The organism is Ideonella lacteola (assembly GCF_038066555.1).
Lineage (GTDB): Bacteria > Pseudomonadota > Gammaproteobacteria > Burkholderiales > Burkholderiaceae_C > Ideonella > Ideonella lacteola.
Map to the genome: position 1 here is coordinate 26,077 of NZ_JBBUTG010000021.1, position 20,180 is coordinate 46,256.

The window sequence follows — 20,180 nt, forward strand, 5'->3', positions numbered from 1 at the left end:
GCACGCAAGGGTCGGTAACAGCCGGCGGGCACGCGGTGGCCGGGCCCGTCGCGCCGGCGGCGTCAGGCGGCGCAGGCAGAGTCAGCCAGCCGGCAATGTCAGCGTCGCGCGCAAGCCGCCGAGCGGGCTCGGATCGAGCGCCAGGGTGCCGCCATAGAGCATCGCCAGCTCCTGCACGATGGCCAGCCCCAGGCCGCTGCCGGGGGTCGATTCGTCGAGCCGGCCGCCCCGTCGCAGAGCCTCGGGAATCTGCGCCAGCGGAATGCCGGGGCCGTCGTCGTCAATGTCGATCCGCAACACAGGGCCATCGCGCACGGCACCGATCTGCACCGTGGCGCGAGCGGCCTTGCAGGCGTTGTCGAGCAGGTTGCCGAGCATTTCCTGCAAGTCTTGCGATTCACCGGCGAACGCCAGGCCCGCGTCCGCCGTGACATGAAGGGTGAGTGCACGATCGGCATTCAGCTTGTGCAACACCCGGCACAAGCCATCGATCAGGGGCCGCAGCGGCGTGCGCAGGCCCACCACCCCATGCGCCGCCGCCGCCCGCGCCCGCGCAAGATGCCAATCGACGTGGCGGCGCGCCACCTGCACCTGGTCGGTCACCAGCGCCGGCAGCTCAGACAACCCGGCGGTCGAGGCGGGCGCCTGGCGGGCGGCCTGCGCCAGGGCGGTCAAGGGGGTCTTCAGCGCGTGGGCCAGGTTGCCGGCCTGAGCCCTGGCACGTTCAAGCACCTGCGCGTGCCGATCGAGCACGCCATTGAGGTCGTCGACCAGCGGTTGCAGTTCGTCGGGGTAGACGCCCTCCAATCGCTGGGTGCGCCCTTCGCGCAAAGCGGCCAGGGCCGCCCGCAAGTGACGCAACGGGGCCAAACCCACCGACACCTGCAGCAGCGCGGCCAAAGTCAACAAGGCCATCAGCGCCAGCAGTGACCACCCCAGCACCGCATCGAAGTGCTTTGCAGCCTCGGCCAGCGGCCGGCGTTCTGCGGCCACCATCACCCGCCAAGGCCGCGCGGCGCCATCCATCTGCAAGGTGCGCTCGATCAGCAGCACCGGTTCGCCCCCGGGGCCCGTCACCTCGTGGACATGGGTTTCGCGGCGCCCCGGCATGTCGCGCGGGGCCAGCAGTTGTTCATCCCACAGCGATCGCGAGCGCAGCAGGCCCGGCGTGCCTTCCGGCCCGGCGCCATCCACCTGCCAGTAGGCGCCTGAGCGCGGGCGCGTCCAGCGCGGGTCGGACAGCCGCGCGGGGTCGAGCGTGGGCGCGCCGGCGGCATCGGGCTCCAGCCGGGCCATCACCTGGTCGAGGTCGGCCGTCATCCGGTCGAAGAGTTGCTGCTGCGCATGGTCTCGGAACAGGCCCGAGAGGATGAGCCACGCCGCCGCCAGCGTGAGCCCGGCAGATACCACCGTGGCGGCCAACAGCCGATGCCTCAGCGAACGCAGAAAGGTCAGTCGCATGTGGCCCCCCTCGCCCCTCTCGGCCCTCTCGCCCCTGTCTTCAGGGCGCCCGTCACGCTGGGACCACCAACCGGTAGCCGAGGCCACGGACGGTCTCGATCGACGCCGGCCCCAGCTTGCGCCGCAGCCGCCCGACGAACACCTCGACGGTGTTCGAGTCGCGATCGAAGTCCTGCGCATACAGGTGCTCGATGAGGTCGGTGCGTGAGACCACTTGGCCGGCCCGGTGCATCAGGTAGGCGAGCAGCCGGTACTCATGGGCGGTGAGCGCGATGTGCACACCGCTGCGCGTCACCGTGCCGCTTCGGGTGTCCAGCGTCAGGTCGCCGCATTGCAACAGGGCGGAGGCCAAGCCATGAGAACGCCGGACCAGCGCGCGCAGCCGGGCCAGCAACTCTTCGCTGTGAAACGGCTTGGCAAGGTAGTCATCGGCGCCCGCATCGATGCCCGCGACCTTCTCGTGCCAACTGTCGCGCGCGGTCAGGATGAGCACCGGTGTCGTGCGGCCCTGCGCACGCCAGCGTTGCAGCACGGTGAGACCGTCCATCAGCGGCAAGCCGAGATCGAGCACCACGGCATCGTAGGGTTCGGTGGCACCCAGGTGCAGCGCCTCTTGCCCATCGGCCGCCGGATCGACCGCGTAGCCAGCCTGCTCCAGCAGCGTCTGCAACTGGCTCCGCAGCACCGGATCGTCTTCCACCAGCAGCACTCTCATCGGGCGGGCATCCTGGTCGTCTCCATCGGGGGCCGGTCAATCATGGTCGGCTCCGCGCGCGCGGCTCTTCAGCACCTCGGCGGTCTTCGCATCCACATACAGGCGCACCAGCACCCCGCCCGGCTGCAGCAGCTTCAGCTCGTAGATCCAGCGGCCACGTTCGCGCTCAAGCTCGACTTCCAGCAGCTCGCCGGGGTAGCGCCGCCGCACCTGGTCCATCACCTGACCGAGCGGCAGCACCTCGCCCGCCTGCAGCGCGGCCCGCGCCCGATCGTGGTCGTGGTCCCGCCCCTCGTCCGCCCAGACAGGCGACCAGGCCAGCACGGCCGCCGCGATCACCGCGGCCCCCGCGGCAATCCACCAGGCGGCGCCAAGCCATCGGAGGGGCCAAGACCAGGATGCCATGGCGCGAGTGTCGCGCGATCCACCTGAACCGCAGATGAACGAGCGGTTCAGGCTCGGTTCAAGGGCACCGCACGAGGATGCGGCCATCGACCACCCCACTGACCACCCCACCGGCCACCACCAACGCGCCCCACGCCGGCAGACGGCCCCGACCGCACCACCAAGCGCCCACGCCTGAAAGACAACATGAACACCGACAACACCCTTCCGCCCACACCAGCGGCCCGCGGGCTGCGCTGGGCCGCACTGGCGCTGGCTGCCACCACAAGCGCCTCCTTCGCGCTGGCCGAGTTGGGCATCCCGACGGATCTGCCGGGGCCGGCGTCGATGCTGCGCAGCTATGAAGCCGTGGCAGGCGCAGCCGGCCGGGCCGACCGCGGGCAGGCCTTCTTCACCCGCCGGCACGGGGGCGAATGGTCGTGCTCGTCATGCCATGGCCAGGTGCCATCGGCCACCGGGCGGCACGCCGTCACAGGCAAGCCCATCAACGCACTGGCCCCGGCATTCAACCCGAAGGCCTTCACCGACCCTCGGCGCACCGAGAAGTGGTTCAAGCGCAATTGCAACGACGTCGTGCAGCGCGAGTGCACCGACGCCGAGAAGGCCGATGTGCTGGCCTGGTTGATCACGATCCGCTGAGGAGACTTGCCCATGTCCACACACCTGAGTTCGCGCCGCACCGCGACGTTCGTGGCCATCGCCCTGGCCGCGCTCAGCATCCACGCCCGCGCCGACGAACACGGGCACGCGGCTCGCGTGCCCCTGAAGCCGCTGTATGTGCAGGAGTGCGGCAGCTGCCACGTGCCCTACCCGCCCCGCATGCTGCCCACCGATTCCTGGGCGCGCCTGATGAAGGGCCTGGACCGCCACTTCGGCACCGACGCTTCACTCGACCCCGCCGATGTCCAGGCCCTCAGCACCTGGCTCGCCAACGAAGGCCGCCGCACCACTGGCGGCGTGCCCCCGCCTGAAGACCGCATCAGCCGCACCACGTGGTTCGGCCACGAGCACGGCCACATCGAGCCGTCGACCTGGCGGCTCCCCAGCGTGCGCACGCCCTCGAACTGCCAGGCCTGCCACAGCACCGCGGACCAAGGTCAGTTCGGTGAGCGCTCTCTTCGCATGCCCGCGGGGCTGAGCATTCGCCAACGTGCCGCCTGGGACGACTGACCCGCCAACGACTTGGAGATGACGATGACCTCACCCACTGCCCCCACCCACGACGCCACGCTGCCACCATCACCGGCCGGCACCACCCCACGCCCGGCAGGGCGGCGGATGATCGACGCGCCGGTACGCGCATTCCACTGGCTCTTCGCGTTGAGCTTTGCCGGCGCGTGGCTGACGGCCGAATCGGAACGCTGGCGAGATGTGCACATCACGCTGGGCTACGCCTTTGGCGGACTGTTGTTGTTCAGGGTCATCTATGGGCTCATCGGCCCGAGGCAGGCGCGGCTTTCGATGCTGTGGCGCCGTGTGTCCGGCTTCGGTGGTTGGTGGCGCCAGGCACGCGAAGGCCGCGTGAGCTGGCCCTCATTGGGCACGCTGGCCATGGGCGCTGCAATGCTGCTGTTGCTGGCGCTGGCCGCCCCGGTGGCACTGTCGGGCTACCTGGCGGAGGTGGACTGGCTCGGGCTGGAAGACGCGATGGAAGAAGCGCACGAATGGCTGGCCAACGCTGCTCTCACCCTGGTGCTGGCCCATCTGGCCCTCATCTTGGTGCTCTCGCTGCAAAGGCGGCGCAACCTGGCCCGGCCGATGTGGACGGGCCGCGTCGACGGCGCGGGGCCAGACATCGCCAAGGCCAACCACGGGCTGCTGGCGATGGCCGTCATCAGCGTGTTCGTGGTCTTCGTGGCCTGGTCTCTGGGCACCGGGCCGGCGCCGTCGACCGGGCCAGCCGGCGCCGAGGCCGTTGAGCACGGCCACCGCGCGGCCGAGGCTGGCGTTGGCGGCGAGAACAGCGACGGTGATGAGGATGGTGACGACGATTGACCCCTGCGCCCGAACGCCGGGGTGACGTATCTTGTTACAACCAACGTAGGGGTTATGTGGATCAGCCCGGCATGCACAATTGAGCGGCGTCGCCTCCCGGCAACGCAGCCTCCGTGCCGCACCGGCACCCTCTTCTTGAGCATTTCCGAGCATCCACATGACGTCCCGCATCCCGAGCATCCGTTCGCTCACCGTCGGCCTGAGCCTTGTCGCGCTGGCCGTGTCGGCCGCGCAGGCCCAATGGGCCCAAGAAGGGCAGAACGCCGCCCGCAGCTACGCCAACGCACAAGAAAAGACACTGTCGCGCGACACCGTGGCGCGCCTCGGCGTGCTGTGGGAGCGGCAGGTGGGCCAGTTCTACGCCAGCGAGATCACCCAATCGAACGCGCACCTGCCCGTCTGCTCGAATCTGGTCGGCGCGGCCGCGCTCGCGCCCGATACCGGCAACTCGCAATGGACCTTCTACGCTGGCGCCGGTGATTGCGCCACGCCCGCGTCGTTCGGCGATCGCACCTACCTGACCAGCTACAAGCTCGGCCCGCCGCGGCTGAATCGGGTCACGGCGTTGAACACCGCCACCGGCACCCTCGCCTGGCAAACGGATGTCTACGGTGCCGACGACGCCTACGGCCTGAGCTCGCCAACAACCGATGGAACCCGGCTGTACATCAGCGGGGGCATCGGCCAGGTGCTGGCACTGAACACCGCGGATGGCTCACTGGCCTGGCGCATGGCCATCGAACCGGGTGTCTACCTCAATGCCCCCGCGGTGGCGAGCGGCCGGGTGTTCGTGACGGCGCGCGAACCCAACGCCTCACCCGTTCGCGGCACGCTGCGCGCCTACGACGCGCAGACGGGCGGCCTGCTTTGGTCGGTGCTGGTGAGCAATCAAAGCATTGAATACCCGGCCATGGTGCTGGGCAGCACCGTGGTCGTCCACGACAACCAGGGCGTCGTTCGAGGCTTCGATGTCGCGCAGGGCCAATTGAAGTGGTCGTACGCCACCGCGGGCTACATCGGCCACACCTTGGCCGCCGCTTCAGGCGCCGCCTTCATCGCCCGCGCCACGAAGGTGACCGCGCTCGACATCAAGACCGGCGCCGTGCTGTGGAACCGCGACCTGCCGAACAAGCAGACTGCCGTTTCGAACCCGGTTTGGGCCAACGGCCTGGTCTTCGTGGCAGCGCAGAACCGGCTCTCCCAGAACGCGGTGCTGGCGCTGAACGCCAAGACCGGCAAGCTGGTGTCCAGCACCCCGGTGATCCTGACGTCCGACTACGCTCTGCTGTCGGTGGCGGGTGGGCAGGTGTACATCAATACCTCCGGCAAGGTGACAGCGCTGGGCTTGGCGCCCTGACGCGTCGAAGCGGGGCGGGCGGGGGCCCGCCCCTCACACAGCGCAGAACGCCGACACCGCGCCCACCAACTGGGCCGCCTGGTACTTCAGGCTCTGCGCTGCGGCTGCCGATTGTTCGACCAGCGCAGCGTTCTGCTGAGTCGTCTGGTCCAACAGGCTCACCGCCTGGTTCACCTGGCCGATGCCATTGGCCTGCTCGCGCGAGCCCGTGCTGATCTCGTTGATCATCTGGCGCATGCGTTCGATCTGAGCGCCGATGCCTGACATGGCGTCGCTCGCGGTGGCCACCTCCCGTGCACCGTCTTCCACCCGGGTGCTGCTGTCGGTGATCAGCCCCTTGATCTCCTTGGCGGCATGGGCGCTGCGCTGCGCCAGCGAGCGCACTTCGCCGGCCACCACCGCGAACCCGCGGCCTTGCTCGCCCGCCCTCGCTGCTTCCACCGCCGCATTCAACGCCAGGATGTTGGTCTGGAAGGCGATGCCGTCGATCACGCCGATGATCTCGGAGATCTTCCGGCTCGACTGGATGATGCCCTCCATCGTTTGATTGACCCGCTCGACCGACTCGCGCCCTTGCTCGGCCGCTTCGCCCGCCTGCGTGGACAGTGCCGCCGCCTGCTCGGCGGTATCCGCACTGTGCTTGACAGTGGCACTCATCTGTTCCATCGACGAGGCGGTTTCCTGCAGGCTCGAGGCCGCCTGCTCGGTGCGCGCACTCAAGTCGAAGTTGCCTTGGGCGATCTCGTCGGTGGCGATCTTCAAACTGCCCACCTGGCTGGCCACGTCCGACACCACCCAGCGCAACATCAAGCCGAGCTGATTGACCGCGCGTTGAGTCATGCCCAGTTCGTCGACGCGGTCGGTTTGGACCGTGTCATGCGATCCGTTGGCCACCTTTTGCGCATGGGCGCGCAGCTGCTCGATCGGCACGGCGATCTGGCGATGCAGCCACCACATGGACAGCGCGGCGGGCAGAGCCATTCCTCCGGCCAGCTCGGCGAGCGTGAGGCCCCGGGTGCCCAGCGCCGCCGCAGCGGTGACCGAGCTGAGGTACAGCAGCCCCAATGGCAGGCCCAGGCGCCAGCGCACCGGCAGCACCTTGTTCAAGGTGAACAGGCTGGCCCAGCCTCGGCGCAGCAGCACCCCCTTGTGCAACCGATAGCGCTTGGCCATCGTGCCCTCACGAAACCCCGCGTACAGCGCCTCGGCCCCGGCCACCTCTTCGCGGGTGGGCTTGGTGCGCACCGAGAGATAGCCGGTGATCTGTCCCGCTCTGGTCACCGGGGTCGCGTTGGCACGCACCCAATAGTGATCGCCGTTGGCGCGCCGGTTCTTCACCAGGCCCGTCCACGATTCGCCGCGCTGCAACGTGGCCCACATGTCCGCGAAGGCCTCGCGGGGCATGTCCGGATGGCGAACGATGTTGTGCGGCTGCCCGGTCAGCTGCTCTGCGCTGAATCCGGACGCATTCACAAATGCAGCATTGGCGTAGGTGATGCGGCTCGACTTGTCGGTCGTCGACATGAGGGTGGCATCGTCTTCGAAAAGAAACTCGCGCTGGGTGACAGGTTGGTTCAGTCTCATGATGGCCTCGTTGATCCGTGGCTACATATCGACCAGACCACCCTGAGGTTTATTTAAATGACACCCTGACGTTTCAATATTTATCACGAGGAAACCCGCTTTTGATTTTTGTCAACTCGCAAGGCATGGCTCAGCGCCGCACCACGGCGCGAAACCCATCGACCGGGCACCGAGTTGTCACAAGTGATTGATTTCAGAGGATTTCCGACCAATTTGAACAGGCTTTGATTTCGTCTTGGACAAACACGGAAGGTATCACCAGAACCAGCCAAAACCTGCCAAACCCCATTTGTGGGGTTCCAGCCCAAAATACTCACCATAAATGATGACCAAGCCATTCCAATCGTTTGCAGCATGTTCAACTAAGAAGGTTTGTTTCGCTCAATTGACAAAAATCAAGGCCTATAGACTATTTTTCGATGGCCATCAAACCGTGGCATGAAAACCCTTTCTGGACATGACCGCCGGCCTCGATCGCCGCGCCCCCGGGAAGGTTGAGTGCCGGGGATTCGTCCCCGTTGAAGCCATCCGTATCCGCCGCAGAGTTTGGCGACTACGATGCGCGCCTGGCGGGCTGTGCGGCCCACTGTTCGAGCCACCGCCCCTTGCCTTGGGAGACATCGCCATGACCACCCTGCTCAAAGCCCAGTACAGCGAACGCGGCCCGGTGCCGCAAGACGTGATCAGTGCGGTGCCGTTCGAGCGGCCCACGCTGGCCGCCGGCCAGGCGCTGGTGGCCGTGCTGGCCGCGCCCATCAACCCCAGCGATGTGCTGATGCTCACGGGCCAGTACGGCCAATTGCCGCCCCTGCCCGCGGTGGGGGGCAGCGAGGGCGTCGGACGTGTGGTGGAGTTGGGCCCCGAGACCACCGGCCCCGCCGTGGGGCAGACGGTGCTGCTGCCCGCGGGCTCGGGCACCTGGGCCACCCACGTGGTGGTGCCGGCTTCGCGCCTCATCCCGTTGCCGAACGACGCCGATCCAAAGCAACTGGCGATGCTGACGGTGAACCCGCCCACCGCCTCGTTGCTGCTGAGCGAGTTCGCCGACCTGAAGGCGGGCGACTGGATCATCCAGAACGGCGCCAACTCGGGCGTCGGCAGCTATGTGGTGCAACTGGCCAAGTTGCGGGGCTTGAAGACAGTGAATCTCGTGCGCCGCGAGTCGGCTGTCGAGTCAGTGCGCGCCCAGGGCGGCGACGTGGTACTGGTGGATGGCGACGATCTCGCCGCCCGGGTGCAAGCCGCCACCGGCGGCGCCGCGCTGAAGCTGGGCATCGATGCCGTGGGCGGCCAGGCCACCATGCGGATGGCGGCCACGCTCGCCGAGAGCACATCGATCGTCAATTACGGCGCACTCAGCGGCGAACCCTGCATCGTGACGCCGCGTGAGCTGATCTTCCGCGACGTGACGCTGAAGGGCTTCTGGCTCGCCCGGTGGTTCCGTGTGACGCCGCCGGCCGCGCAACGTGCCCTGCTCACCGAGTTGGCCGGCCGCATCGCCGCGGGCCAGTTGCACACGCCGATCCAGGCCGCTTACGACGTCGCGCAGATCAAAGAGGCCATCGCTGCCGCCGCGGCAGGTGAGCGCAGCGGCAAGATCCTGATCGTGCCGACGCCTGGGGCCTGACGCAGAGCCCTGCCGAGGCTGAGGGTTCTCAGCCCGGCCCTCGCCGTTTCATCCGCCGGCCCGCTTCACGGTGTGGCCATCGGCCTGGATCAGCGCCATCACGCGCTCGACGTGATCGCCCTGGACTTCCACCACGCCGTCCTTCGCGGTGCCGCCGGTGCCGCAGGCGCTGCGCAGTTGGCGGCCATAGGCCGCGAGGGCGGCTTCGTCGAGCAACAAGCCGCGCACCACCGTGACCGTCTTGCCGCCCCGGCCTTGCTTCTCCCGGCTGACCCGCACGATGCCGTCGCCGCGCGGCGCGGCCACTGACCGGCAACTGCATTGCCCCACCGGCTGTCGACACGTCGGGCACATGCGCCCGCCCTCGGTGGAATAGACCAGTCCACCAGCACCCTTGTTCTTCATGCGGCGAATTGTCGCCGTTCGACACACAGCTCGTTACCACGACAGCCCGCATGGCCATGGCGTTCTGAAAGCGCGGTCATTCAGAATCAAGCCGGGAGCCCTGCAAGGCCCGCTCGAGGCCACACGCACGGGACCATCACCGAGGAGACCCCATGACCCCACGCACCTTCACCGGGGCACGCCGTGCCCTGTCCGCCCTTTCCGCTTTGTCCGCCTGTTACGCGCTGTCTGGCTTGACGCTGGCCATGGTGCCGGCCAGCCCTGCGCAGGCCGCCGCCAACGGGCCGGTCTGTCTGTACAAGAACCCCGACTTCGCTGGCTCGCCCAACTGCAAGAGCGCCGACACCCCCAAGCTGAAAGACACCTGGAACGACAAGACTTCTTCCGTGCGAGTGGCCGCTGGCTACGAGGCCACGCTGTTCGACGGCAAGCAGTACGCCGGCCAATCCGTGGTGCTGAAGGTGCACACCGCCAACCTCGCGGCGGCCGGTTTCGACAACCTCACCACGTCGCTGAAGGTGGTGAAGAAGTGCGACGCGGTCAGCTGGCAGGAAGGCATCAACTACCACCTGGGCGATGTGGTGCGCTACGAGCCCAACGGGCAGTACTACAAGGTGATCAACGTCACCGCCAACGGCACCGACGGCACCAACCCGACGATCAGCACCTGGTACTGGGCCCCCACCACCTGCGGCGACGGCGGCGGCGGCAACGCGAAGATCAGCGGCGGCTACTACGTCAACTGGACGCCCTCGCCCCCGCGCCTGCGCGACCTGCCGCTGAACTACAACCTCGTCTACCTCTTCCATGCGGTACCGGTGGGCGGCCCCCCGGGCACCACCGGCGCGGTCACCTACTCGCCGCCGGGTGACGGCCGCGGCGCCGCCACGCACCTGAACGAAGACATCGCCTATGCCCGCACCGTGCAAAAGCGCAAGGTGATGCTGTCGGTGGGTGGTGCAGGCAACGGCATGAGCTTCCCGAACCGCACGAAGTCGCAGACCTTCGTCAACAGCATCGTGTCGATCTACAACCAGCTGGGTGGGTTCGACGGTCTGGACTGGAACACCTTCGAGGGCAGCCAGACACCGGACACCGGTGAAATGGCCTGGATCAGCCAGGAGTTGAAGCGGCTGTACCCGGGCTTCATGATCAGCGCGCCGCCTGCCCCGTGGAACGCCGTGGACAAGACCTTCTGCAAGGACATGCTCAACGCCGGCGTGCTCGACTACTGCGCCCCGCAGTACTACGACGGCCCGGGTCTGGCAGACCCGAACTACGTGGCCACCAACGTTCAGGAATGGGTCAACCTGCTGGGCCCGACCCATGTGGTGGTCGGGTTCGGCATCAACACCTCGCTACCGAACTACATGACGCAGGCCCAGGCCATCGACGCCTGGACGCGCGTGGAGACCGCCAACCCCACAATCCGCGGCGGGTTCGATTGGGAGACCGGCAGCGATGAAGCCCAGGGCTGGCCCTATGCCAATGGGGTTGCGCCGCTGATCTTGAACTGAGCCCCGACGTTCCCGGCCCACCTGGGCCGGGAGCCCACGACTGCGCTGAAACCCCCAGGGCGTCAGCTCCCTGGCGCCCGCTCGCTGGCGGCCTGCCTTGCCCTCGCGACGCCCCCCGGCCAGCGATCAGCGCTTCGCCGACGCCGGGAACCGGGCCAGCACGGTGTCCAGCCACACTTCGGCTTGGTCCACCTGGCGCTCGACCACACCCGCGTCCCGATGGGCTTGGGCCAGCACCGCAGCGCCTTGCAGCAATGCCAGCAGGTGCTCGGCGCAACGACGGGCATCGCCCGCGGGCATCACCCGTTCGAACTGCTGGTGCAAGAAGGTCTCCAAGCCCAGCAACAGCCCGGCCGCATCGGCATGGCGGGCGGCATGGGTGCGGCCCATTTCACCGGCCAGGCTGCCCACCGGGCAGCCGTGCAGCGCCAGATCGGCGGCTGATCCGCGCACCTGCCGCAGCAGGCGCATCACCGCACTGCGCACGTCGTCGCCGGCCTCGGCGGCAGGCGGTTGCAACTCGGCCATCAGGCGATCACGCTGCGCGTGGATCACGGCCGTGAGCAGGTCGTCCTTCGATTTGAAGTAGTACGCGACGTTGCCCTTGAGGATGCCAGCGGCTTGTGCCACTTCGCCGATCGAGGTGGAAGCGAAACCGCGCCGCGCGAAGAGCTGCGCTGCCGCCTCGACCAGGCGCTCCCGCACAGTCAATGTCTCGGGCCATGACTCGCTCATCGCTCGATGATATCAAGACGATCGTCCAAATAGTGGAGTGAAGTGCACCAGTGATCTTGCGATTTGGACGATCGTCCTGAATACTTGGACGCATGTCCAAATCACACCCCACCCCCAACCGCCTTGAGCCGGGCCAGAGTGCGCCCGACTTCGAGATCCACGCCCTGGATGGGCGCCCCCTGCGCCTGAGCGCCTGCCGAGGGCGACCCGTGTTGCTGTCGTTCTTCCGCTATGCCTCGTGCCCCATGTGCAACTTGCGGGTGCGAGACTTGATCGCGGCCCATGAGCGGTTCACCGCCCGCGGCCTGGTGCACTGGGCGGTCTTCGAGTCGACACCTGAGAACATAGCGCGCTACGTGGGCCGCCAGGCGCCGCCGTTTGCCCTCGTGCCAGACGCTACCGGCCGCCTCTATCGCCTCTACGGGGTCGAACGAAGCCTGCTGGGCACGGTGGCCCCCTCGGTCATCCGGCACGCGGCCCAGGCGATGGGCCAAGGCATGCTGCCTGGGCGGGTCGATGGCAAGACCGACCGGATGCCCGCCGACTTCCTGATCGATGCCCACGGCCAAGTGTCGCGGGCCTTCTACGCGGCGACGGCCGACGCCCACCTGCCACTGGCCGAGATCGACGCGTGGCTTTCGGATCAGCCCGCAGCACCCGCCGGGCTCGCGGCGTGACCGCGCTCGTCGTGCCCCACGGCGCGGTCCGCATCCGCCGCATCCCGATCCTGCCGATGGGCATGGTCAATGCTCACCTGGTGGTCAGTAGAGCCGGCGCGATCCTGGTGGATGCCGGCCTACCGGACACCGAGGCCTCGGTGCACCGCGCCTTGCAGCGGGAGGGGCTCGGATGGGGCGACCTCCGGCTCATCGTCGTCACCCACGCGCACATCGACCATGCCGGCAACGCGGCCCGTTTGCGGCAGCTGAGCAGGGCGCCGGTCTGCGCTCATCGGGGCGACCTCGACCACTACCTGCAACGCCGGCCGATGAGCTTTTGCCCCACCGGGCTCTTCGGCCGGCTGTTCCTGCGATCGGGGCTCATCCAGCGCCCGTACGACGCGTTGGAGCCCGACATCCTGCTGCATGCCGAAGAGGTTCTCGACCTCGCGCGATTCGGCATCGATGGTCAGGTGCGCCCCACGCCTGGCCACACGGCCGGCTCGCTCAGCGTGTGCCTGGACGACGGCCACGCGCTGGTGGGAGACCTCGTCGCCTCTGGCATCTTGCTCGGCGGCATTGCCTGGACGTCTCGTGCCAAGAGCCCACCTTTCGAAGACGAGCCGGCGCTGGTCGCACGCACGCTCGGGCGCCTTGCAGACGAGGGCGCGCGGCGCTTCTACCTGGGTCACGGCGGCCCGATCACGGCCGACGAAGTGCTGCGCCACACCCAACGGCTCCTGCGTCAGCACGGCGGCTGACGAGGGCGGTGCCTGCTCAATCCAGCATCACGACCTCGTCACCCTCGCCCGGCTGGCAGCCCTCGGCGATCGGCTCCCAGCCGCGGTGGATGACCACGCGCCGACCCGCGTGACACAGCTCCACCCGTGTGGCACCGGGCACTTGCGCCCGCACGAAAGACTCGATCGACGCCGGCATCGAGACGCGATACACCGAGCGGGCCAGGTCGTCCGCCGGGTGATCATCGCTGTGCAGCCAGGGGATGAACGCGCCCAGCCACATCGCCGGCCGAATCAGGTCGAAGGTGGTGGGCTCGTAGCCCTGTGATCGCAGCCACTGCTGGGCCATGGCGCGGGGAGAGTCTGCGCCATCGGCCGGTTCGGCCAGCGTCAGGCCGCCCCAGGCGGCCGCCAGCAACTCCATTACCCACTGGTTGCAGTTCTGGTAGCGCAGGCTGTAGGGATACGCATTGGCGCTGTAGTCGGCCGCCAGCAATTGCAACACCTGCGGCTTGCTCAGCGCCGCCTGCTCCAGCCGCCGGCCATCGGCCTCGGGCAGAAAGACGAGTGACACGTAGCCCTCTTGCGGGTTGTCGGTGCCCAGCAGAAAGCCCGAGACGCCCTGGTCGAAGATGCGCGGGCGCTGTTCATCACAGGCGTAGTACAGCTGACGTACCGACCACGGCCCGTTGGGGCTGCCCTGCAGGCTCACGCCAGCGTGCGAGTAGCGCAGGCCGAACCAGCTCAAATCCAGCCCCGATCGCGCCACCAGTGCGAGGGGCTGCCTGGAAGCCTCCAGCTCGGTCTTCACCACCGCCGCGAAGCGGAACAGCGTGTCCTGTTGATCGATGCTGAGCTTGGCCTGGCGGTCGCAATAGCGCAGCGACGCCGCCTCGGCCGAGGCCCCAAACAACGCGGCGGCCACGCAGGCCGCCGTCATCACACGGGCAGCGATGCGCTGCCACGCGGTACCCGCCAGAATCAAAGCGCGACGGGGTTCGACGCCAACTCTTGGTACCAGGCGTCTTCCAGCACGAGGAAGAAGGGCTGCTGGTTGTCGGCGCGGGCGAACTCCACGCCGTAGTCGCGCTGGCGTGCATGCACCACCTGGCCCACCGTCACACCGCCGGCATCGGCGGCCTGGGTCGGCAGGAACAACTCAAACGCTTCGCCAGTGCCGGTGGCCGGGCGCAGCGTGACCTGCAGCTTGCCCGGACGGGCCGGGGCGGCCGCCACCTGAATGACCTGGTAGTCGCCTTCGGCGGTGCGGTTGGGGCGGTTCGAGCTGTCGCTTGAACCCTGGAAGGAATCAGAGACGCTGCCGACCGAAGTCGACAGGCTGTCGGATGCCGAACTGGCGGCCGAGCTGGCGGCCTGGGCCGGGAGCATGGCGGCAGCGAGGCTCACAGCAGCCAACGGGGCCAGAAAGCGGCGGATCGAGGTCATGTGGCGACACCCATCGAAGTTGCGTTGCTCGGATGATGCCTGAAGACAGCGGGGGCTTCTGCGGCGCGGGGTGCAAGCAGGTGTCACCGATCCGCTCCGGCTCAGCCCTCTCACGAAGCGCCCGCCCGCAGACATTCGTTGAAGAATCATGTGAACGCGCGTTCACCGGGCGGACTAAGATCCCGCCTTCGCCATGCGTGCCACCCCGTCGCACCTCACCGCCGGCCGCCTTCGTCGCCACCTCGGGTGGCTGCTGGCCTTGGCGCTGCTGTTCCCGATGGCCCAATCGGTGGCGAGCTGGCATGCGGTGTCTCACCTGTCGGCCACCCTGGCCGGTGATGGTGAAGCCGACGCCAAGGCCCTCCATGCCTCGGTCTGTGCCCTCTGCCTGAATGCCGCCGCCCTCGGCGACGGCCCTCTGCCCAGCCAGCCGCCCCGGCTGGTGCTGGGCACGGCGCGTTACGCGCCCCCCATGGCCGCCGCGGTGGCCACCCCCGGCGACGCCGTCTGGCTGGCCTACCGAAGCCGCGCACCGCCCTCGTTCATTTCCTGCTGATCGTTGCTCGCGTCGCCGCGAGCCCGCCGGTGCCTGGCACTGCGACCGGCCGCGTGCGGCATCGAACGTCTTGCCTGGAAATGAAGCACCATGCCTGTGAACCGTCTGGCGCCCGTCGGGCTGCCCGCCTGCGTCCCCTCGCGTCTTTCTCGCACTTCTCGCTCTTCTCGCTCTTCTCGCCCCTCTTGCCCCACCCACATGGCTGCCGCGCTCGCCCTCGGCCTGACAATCGAGCTGACGATCGGCACCGCCAGCCATGCCGCGCCCGCGGCAGCCCCGGCCGCGCCCTCCACCCCCGAGGCGAACCCGGCGGCCGGTGACATCCGCGCCATCCGCCAAGAAATCGAGGCGATGCGCGCCGCCTATGAGGCGCGGTTGCAAGCGCTGGAGACTCGCTTGAAAGCCGCCGAGGCCGCGGCAGCGGTCGCGGCCTCGGCGCCGTCCCCCGCGCCCCCCGCGTCTCCAGCGCCAGCGCCCGAGCCCGTGGTGGCCACGCGCGGCGGCGGCGGCGGCGCGAACGCCTTCAACCCGGCGATCTCCCTGATCTTGTCGGGCCAGTACGCGCGGCTGTCGCAAGACCCTGCCGACTACGGCATCACCGGCTTCCAGCTGCCCACCGACGCCGAGCTGGGGCCCGGCGAGCGCGGCCTGGGCCTGGGCGAGACCGAACTGGGCCTGTCCGCCAGCATCGACCCCTGGCTGCGCGGCGCCGTGACACTGGCGCTCGCGCCCGAAGAAGGCGTGGAGGTCGAAGAGGCCTACATCGAGACCACCGCCCTCGGCGGGGGTTTCACCGCGCGGGCTGGCCGCTTCTTCTCGGCCATTGGCTACTTGAACCCGCAGCACGCCCACAGCTGGGATTTCATCGACAACCCGCTGGCCTATCAGGCCCTGCTCGGCAACCAGCATGGCAACGATGGCCTGCGCCTGAGCTGGCTGGCACCCACCGACCAGTACCTGGAGTTCACCGGCGAGATCGGCCGGGGCAGCGCCTTCCCCGCCGGTGGCAACGAGGGCAACGGCCTGGGCATGTGGTCGCTGAGCGCGCACACCGGCGGCGACGTGGGTGAGAGCCACAGCTGGCGAGCCGGCCTCTCGGTGTTGAAGACCAAGGCCTGGGACCAGGAGCTCTCTGCCACCGACATCCAGAGCCAGGCCGTCACCAACGCCTTCACCGGCAACACCCGCGTGTGGATCGCCGATGCCGTGTGGAAGTGGGCCCCCAACGGCAACGCCACGCGCACGAACTTCAAACTTCAAGGCGAGTACCTGAGCAGCCAGCGCCGGGGCGATCTGGTGTACGACCTGGGCGGTGCCGAAACCACCGGCGCCTACCGGGCCACCCAGTCGGGCTGGTACCTGCAGGGCGTCTACCAGTTCATGCCGAGCTGGCGCGTGGGCCTGCGCACCGAGCAGCTCGACGCCGGCACGCCCGACTATGGCGCCAACGCCGCGGCGTTCGCCGCCAGCGACTACCGCCCGCGAAAGAACACGCTGATGCTCGACTTCAGCCCCAGCGAGTTCTCGCGCTTTCGCCTGCAGTGGGGCGAAGACAAGTCGCGCGCGGGTGTGACCGACCGCCAGATCTCGTTGCAATACCAGATGAGCCTAGGCGCGCACGGCGCCCACGGCTTCTGACCCCGCCGGAGAAGAAGCATGACCCTTTCACGTTGGAAGACCCTGTTCAGCCTCGGCGTGGCCCTGTGCCTGCCGGCCCTGCCCGCCCACGCCGCCCTGCGCGTGTTCGCCTGCGAGCCCGAGTGGGGCGCCTTGGCGCAAGAATTGGGCGGCCCGCTGGTGGAGGTCTCGGTGGCCACCACCGCGATGCAGGACCCGCACCAGATCCAGGCCAAGCCCAGTCTGATCGCCCGCGCCCGCAATGCCGATCTGGTCGTCTGCACCGGTGCCGAGCTGGAGATCGGCTGGCTGCCGATCCTGCTGCAGCAATCGGGCAATGCCAAAGTGCAACCCGGACAGCCCGGCCACTTCGCCGCCGCCGACCACGTGCGCAAGCTGGAACTGCCTGCGCAAGTCGATCGCTCGCAAGGCGATGTGCATGCCGCCGGCAACCCGCACATCCAGACGGACCCGCGCAACATCGCCGCCGTGGCCACCGCGCTCGGTGCCCGCTTGCAGCAGGTCGACCCCACCCATGCGGCCGACTATGCGAAGCGCCAGGCCGATTTCGCGCAACGTTGGCAACAGGCACTGACACGCTGGAACACGCAGATCGCCCCCCTCAAGGGCGTGAGCGTGGTGTCGCAGCACAAGGCCTTCGCCTACCTCTACGACTGGGTTGGCCTGAAGGAAGTGGCGGTGCTCGAACCCAAGCCCGGCGTCGAGCCCAGCGCCGCGCACCTGCAAGGCGTGCTGGCCACGCTGAAAGGCGCGCCCGCGCGGATGGTGATCCATGCCGCGTATCAGGACGGCAAGCCTTCCGACTGGCTGAGCAAGAACGCCGGCCTGCCCAAGGTCACGCTGCCTTTCACCGTGGGCGGCAGCGAGGGCGCGAAGGATCTCTTCAGCCTATTCGACGACACCGTGGCCCGCCTGCTGGCCGCCGGAGGCGCCAAGTGAGCTGGAGTGCGCTGGACTGGACCATCCTGGGCCCCGGCCTGATCGCCGGGCTTCTGGTGCTGACCACCCACGTGCCGCTGGGCACGCAGGTGCTGGATCGAGGCATCGTCTTCATCGACCTGGCCATCGCCCAGATCGCGGGCCTGGGCGTGATCGCCGCCGATGCGATGGGCCTGCCGGATGGCGGCATGGCGGTGCAGGCCGCTGCCGTCACCGCCGCCTTGCTGGGGGCGCTGCTGCTCACCTGGACGGAGCGACGCGCGCCTCAACAGCAGGAAGCGCTGATCGGTGTGCTGTTCATCCTGGCGGCCTGCGCCGGGATCCTGCTGCTGGCGGGCAACCCTCACGGCGGCGAACACCTGAAGGACCTGCTCGTCGGCCAGATCCTGTGGGTGCACCAAGAGCAACTGGTGTGGCTGGCCGCGGTGTCCGCGCTGCTCTGTGCCGCCATGGCGCTGGGCTGGGTGAAACGTTTGGGCCGCTTTGGCTTTTACGGCGCCTTCGCGGTGGCGGTGACCGCCTCGGTGCAACTGGTGGGCGTGTACCTGGTGTTCTCCAGCCTGATCATTCCGGCGCTGGCGACACGCGCGCTCGCCAGCCGCCAGCGCGTGATCGTGGGCTACGCCATCGGCGCCGCCGGCTACGCACTGGGCCTGGCCCTGTCGGCCCTGCTCGATCTGCCGTCGGGTGCCGTGATCGTCTGGACGCTGGCCACCTGCGCCTTGGCCAGTGTGGCCTTGATGCCCAAATCCACCGAGGCGCCCCGCATCGCCGGGCACACACCACACGGCTGACGCGCATGACGATTCGGGCCGGTCGGCGCAGGCCCGGATAATCCGCCGCGCGGCCGCTGCCCAAGCGTAAGGCGTCGTCGTTCGAAAGACCGGCGCGCACTGTGGGGCTCCCCCACGGTGGTTGGTGGGCATCGCGCTTCCGGGGCTTGATCGGCCGTGGCGTTCCGCCACCTCTGATCCAGCATCACCTGCAGGTTGGGCAGCGTGCCGCACCACCGATGACCGACCTGCGCCAACACACCTCCTTGTCCCTCGCCCGGGCCATGCTCAGCGGCTCGGCGCGCGCTTCGGGCTTGCGTGCGCGCATTGAAAGCTGCCTCGGCGGGCCTGCCCCGTGGGCAGAGGTGCTGGTGCAGCGGTGCAGCCGCTTCAGCGTCGACCGCTGGCTTCGAACGACGCCGGAATCGCTCGCCCAGATCATCGACGCGGACGAAGGCTTCGATCGCGCCTGGGCTCAACGGCTCGGGCTGTATGTGCGCCGGTACTTCCTCCACTGGCCTCACCTTCAACGGCCGGCACCATGCGGCCTGCACCAAGTGCCTTGGCCCGAATGGCGGCACAGTGGCGCCCTGGCCGACGCGCTTCGCCTGTCCACCGGCGCGCTGTGGCGCCTGACGCGCCCTGCCCCGTGGCAGCGCCACCTGGCGCTCGCCGAGCAGCACTACCGCTGCCACATGCTGCCCAAACGCACGGTCGGTTGGCGCCTGCTCGAAGTGCCTCACCCCTACCTGATGGCGCTGCAGCGGCGCCTGTTGCATGGCCTGATCGCTCACCTGCCCGCACATGAGGCCGCCTGCGGCTACACCCCGGGGCGTTCAGTGGTGGACCACGCACGCGCACACACCGGGCAGGCGGTGCTGTTGAAGTTCGACCTGCAGGATTTCTTCAGCTCGGTGCGTGCGTCTCGCGTGCACGCGCTGTTCGCCACGATCGGCTACCCCGAACAGGTGGCCCGGGAACTGACCGCGCTGTGCACCACCGCCACACCCGAACCCGTGTTGCAGCGCCTGCACAGCGAAGGCGGCCTCGAATGGACGCAGGTGCAGAGGCTGCGCGAGCCCCACCTGCCACAAGGTTCACCCACCTCGCCGGCACTGGCCAACCTGTGCGCCTTCAGGCTCGACCTGCGGCTCGACGGCCTCGCGCACGCCCTGGGTGCCCGATACACCCGCTATGCCGACGACATCGTGCTCTCCGGCAGCGAATCACTGCGTGTGTCCCGTGCCCGCATCGAAGCGTGGGTGGCTCGCATCGCTCACGAAGAAGGCTTTGCGCTGAACCTGCGCAAATCACGTTGTGTCGGCACGGCCGACCGCCAGCAGGTGTGCGGCATCGTCGTGAACCAGCACACCAACCTGCCCCGCCCCGCGTTCGACCTCCTCAAGGCCGTGCTGCACCAGTGCGTGCGCGACGGCCCGCACCAGGCCAACCGCGAACAGCTCCCCGACTGGCGCGCCCACCTGCAAGGCCGTCTGGCCTGGGCCGAACAGCTCAACCCGGCCAAGGCCCAGAAACTGAGGCGGCTGTTCGATCAAATCGACTGGGGCGACGCGCCTTGCGCTCCACCGGTTCTGGTGGCAACGCATCGGGGCTCCGTAGTGTGAACA

Annotated in this window: 22 protein-coding genes; 13 read left to right on the forward strand and 9 right to left on the reverse strand. The window is 68.4% G+C overall.

Going from position 1 to position 20,180, the window contains the following annotated elements:
• Positions 1-81: 81 nt before the first annotated feature.
• From AACH06_RS23300 to AACH06_RS23310, 3 genes are read right to left on the reverse strand one after another with little or no spacing between them, the layout of a single operon-like run.
• Entirely contained in the window at positions 82-1,461 is a 1,380-nt protein-coding gene (locus AACH06_RS23300; protein ID WP_341428185.1) for a sensor histidine kinase, read from the reverse strand.
• 52 nt (positions 1,462-1,513) lie between these two features.
• Positions 1,514-2,176 (reverse strand): response regulator transcription factor, encoded by a 663-nt coding sequence (locus AACH06_RS23305; RefSeq protein ID WP_341428186.1) that lies wholly within the window; start codon positions 2,174-2,176, stop codon positions 1,514-1,516.
• 36 nt (positions 2,177-2,212) lie between these two features.
• On the reverse strand, positions 2,213-2,581 hold the full coding sequence (locus AACH06_RS23310; RefSeq protein WP_341428187.1) for a PepSY domain-containing protein: 369 nt from the start codon (positions 2,579-2,581) through the stop codon (positions 2,213-2,215).
• Between the two features lie 186 nt (positions 2,582-2,767).
• On the opposite strand from AACH06_RS23310, the gene AACH06_RS23315 reads away from it, so the two are divergent.
• From AACH06_RS23315 to AACH06_RS23330, 4 genes are all read left to right on the forward strand, one after another.
• Positions 2,768-3,220 carry a DUF1924 domain-containing protein gene (locus AACH06_RS23315; protein WP_423222076.1) on the forward strand — a complete coding sequence of 151 codons (453 nt, stop codon included), beginning with the start codon at positions 2,768-2,770 and terminating at the stop codon, positions 3,218-3,220.
• Between the two features lie 12 nt (positions 3,221-3,232).
• Positions 3,233-3,751, forward strand: a complete 519-nt coding sequence (locus AACH06_RS23320) for a diheme cytochrome c (RefSeq protein ID WP_341428188.1) — start codon at positions 3,233-3,235, stop codon at positions 3,749-3,751.
• A gap of 24 nt (positions 3,752-3,775) precedes the next feature.
• On the forward strand, positions 3,776-4,576 hold the full coding sequence (locus AACH06_RS23325) for a cytochrome b/b6 domain-containing protein (protein WP_341428189.1): 801 nt from the start codon (positions 3,776-3,778) through the stop codon (positions 4,574-4,576).
• A gap of 157 nt (positions 4,577-4,733) precedes the next feature.
• A complete protein-coding gene (locus AACH06_RS23330; RefSeq protein WP_341428190.1) occupies positions 4,734-5,933 on the forward strand; it encodes a PQQ-binding-like beta-propeller repeat protein in 1,200 nt (399 codons plus the stop codon).
• Between the two features lie 33 nt (positions 5,934-5,966).
• Here AACH06_RS23330 and AACH06_RS23335 read toward each other — a convergent pair whose 3' ends face one another.
• Both AACH06_RS23335 and AACH06_RS23340 read right to left on the reverse strand, forming a co-directional pair.
• A complete protein-coding gene (locus tag AACH06_RS23335) occupies positions 5,967-7,517 on the reverse strand; it encodes a methyl-accepting chemotaxis protein (protein ID WP_341428191.1) in 1,551 nt (516 codons plus the stop codon).
• An 83-nt stretch (positions 7,518-7,600) separates the two neighbouring features.
• Positions 7,601-7,879, reverse strand: coding sequence for a hypothetical protein (locus AACH06_RS23340; protein ID WP_341428192.1), 279 nt, complete (start codon positions 7,877-7,879; stop codon positions 7,601-7,603).
• 263 nt (positions 7,880-8,142) lie between these two features.
• Here AACH06_RS23340 and AACH06_RS23345 point away from each other — a divergent pair, with 263 nt between their 5' ends.
• Complete coding sequence (locus AACH06_RS23345) at positions 8,143-9,144, forward strand: zinc-dependent alcohol dehydrogenase family protein (protein WP_341428193.1); 1,002 nt, start codon at positions 8,143-8,145, stop codon at positions 9,142-9,144.
• A 48-nt stretch (positions 9,145-9,192) separates the two neighbouring features.
• Here AACH06_RS23345 and AACH06_RS23350 read toward each other — a convergent pair whose 3' ends face one another.
• A complete protein-coding gene (locus AACH06_RS23350) occupies positions 9,193-9,549 on the reverse strand; it encodes a translation initiation factor Sui1 (protein ID WP_341428194.1) in 357 nt (118 codons plus the stop codon).
• 152 nt (positions 9,550-9,701) lie between these two features.
• Between AACH06_RS23350 and AACH06_RS23355 the strand changes: the two genes are divergently transcribed.
• On the forward strand, positions 9,702-11,066 hold the full coding sequence (locus AACH06_RS23355) for a peptidase inhibitor family I36 protein (protein ID WP_341428195.1): 1,365 nt from the start codon (positions 9,702-9,704) through the stop codon (positions 11,064-11,066).
• Between the two features lie 126 nt (positions 11,067-11,192).
• On the opposite strand, the gene AACH06_RS23360 is transcribed toward AACH06_RS23355, so the two are convergent.
• Complete coding sequence (locus AACH06_RS23360) at positions 11,193-11,801, reverse strand: TetR/AcrR family transcriptional regulator (protein ID WP_341428196.1); 609 nt, start codon at positions 11,799-11,801, stop codon at positions 11,193-11,195.
• Positions 11,802-11,893: 92 nt separating this feature from the next.
• Here AACH06_RS23360 and AACH06_RS23365 point away from each other — a divergent pair, with 92 nt between their 5' ends.
• Positions 11,894-12,478, forward strand: coding sequence for a peroxiredoxin-like family protein (locus AACH06_RS23365; RefSeq protein WP_341428197.1), 585 nt, complete (start codon positions 11,894-11,896; stop codon positions 12,476-12,478).
• On the forward strand, positions 12,433-13,221 hold the full coding sequence (locus AACH06_RS23370; RefSeq protein ID WP_341428198.1) for an MBL fold metallo-hydrolase: 789 nt from the start codon (positions 12,433-12,435) through the stop codon (positions 13,219-13,221). Before AACH06_RS23365 ends, AACH06_RS23370 begins: the two co-directional genes overlap by 46 nt.
• A gap of 16 nt (positions 13,222-13,237) precedes the next feature.
• Here the strand turns inward: AACH06_RS23370 and AACH06_RS23375 are convergent, their stop codons facing one another.
• Together AACH06_RS23375 and AACH06_RS23380 are read right to left on the reverse strand one after the other, a co-directional pair.
• Positions 13,238-14,140, reverse strand: coding sequence for a DUF2145 domain-containing protein (locus AACH06_RS23375; RefSeq protein WP_341428199.1), 903 nt, complete (start codon positions 14,138-14,140; stop codon positions 13,238-13,240).
• 41 nt (positions 14,141-14,181) lie between these two features.
• Positions 14,182-14,646 carry a hypothetical protein gene (locus AACH06_RS23380; protein WP_341428200.1) on the reverse strand — a complete coding sequence of 155 codons (465 nt, stop codon included), beginning with the start codon at positions 14,644-14,646 and terminating at the stop codon, positions 14,182-14,184.
• A gap of 193 nt (positions 14,647-14,839) precedes the next feature.
• Here AACH06_RS23380 and AACH06_RS23385 point away from each other — a divergent pair, with 193 nt between their 5' ends.
• The 5 genes from AACH06_RS23385 to AACH06_RS23405 all read left to right on the forward strand — a co-directional run bounded on the left by AACH06_RS23385 (position 14,840) and on the right by AACH06_RS23405 (position 20,177).
• Positions 14,840-15,202 (forward strand): hypothetical protein, encoded by a 363-nt coding sequence (locus AACH06_RS23385; RefSeq protein ID WP_341428201.1) that lies wholly within the window; start codon positions 14,840-14,842, stop codon positions 15,200-15,202.
• Positions 15,203-15,400: 198 nt separating this feature from the next.
• Positions 15,401-16,840: a hypothetical protein gene (locus AACH06_RS23390; protein WP_341428202.1), complete on the forward strand. Its 1,440-nt coding sequence runs from the start codon at positions 15,401-15,403 to the stop codon at positions 16,838-16,840.
• Between the two features lie 18 nt (positions 16,841-16,858).
• Positions 16,859-17,779: a metal ABC transporter substrate-binding protein gene (locus AACH06_RS23395; RefSeq protein WP_341428203.1), complete on the forward strand. Its 921-nt coding sequence runs from the start codon at positions 16,859-16,861 to the stop codon at positions 17,777-17,779.
• Positions 17,776-18,573: a metal ABC transporter permease gene (locus AACH06_RS23400; protein ID WP_341428204.1), complete on the forward strand. Its 798-nt coding sequence runs from the start codon at positions 17,776-17,778 to the stop codon at positions 18,571-18,573. The genes AACH06_RS23395 and AACH06_RS23400 overlap by 4 nt, the downstream gene beginning before the upstream one ends.
• A gap of 218 nt (positions 18,574-18,791) precedes the next feature.
• A complete protein-coding gene (locus tag AACH06_RS23405) occupies positions 18,792-20,177 on the forward strand; it encodes a reverse transcriptase family protein (protein ID WP_341428205.1) in 1,386 nt (461 codons plus the stop codon).
• The last annotated feature ends 3 nt before the right edge of the window (positions 20,178-20,180 follow it).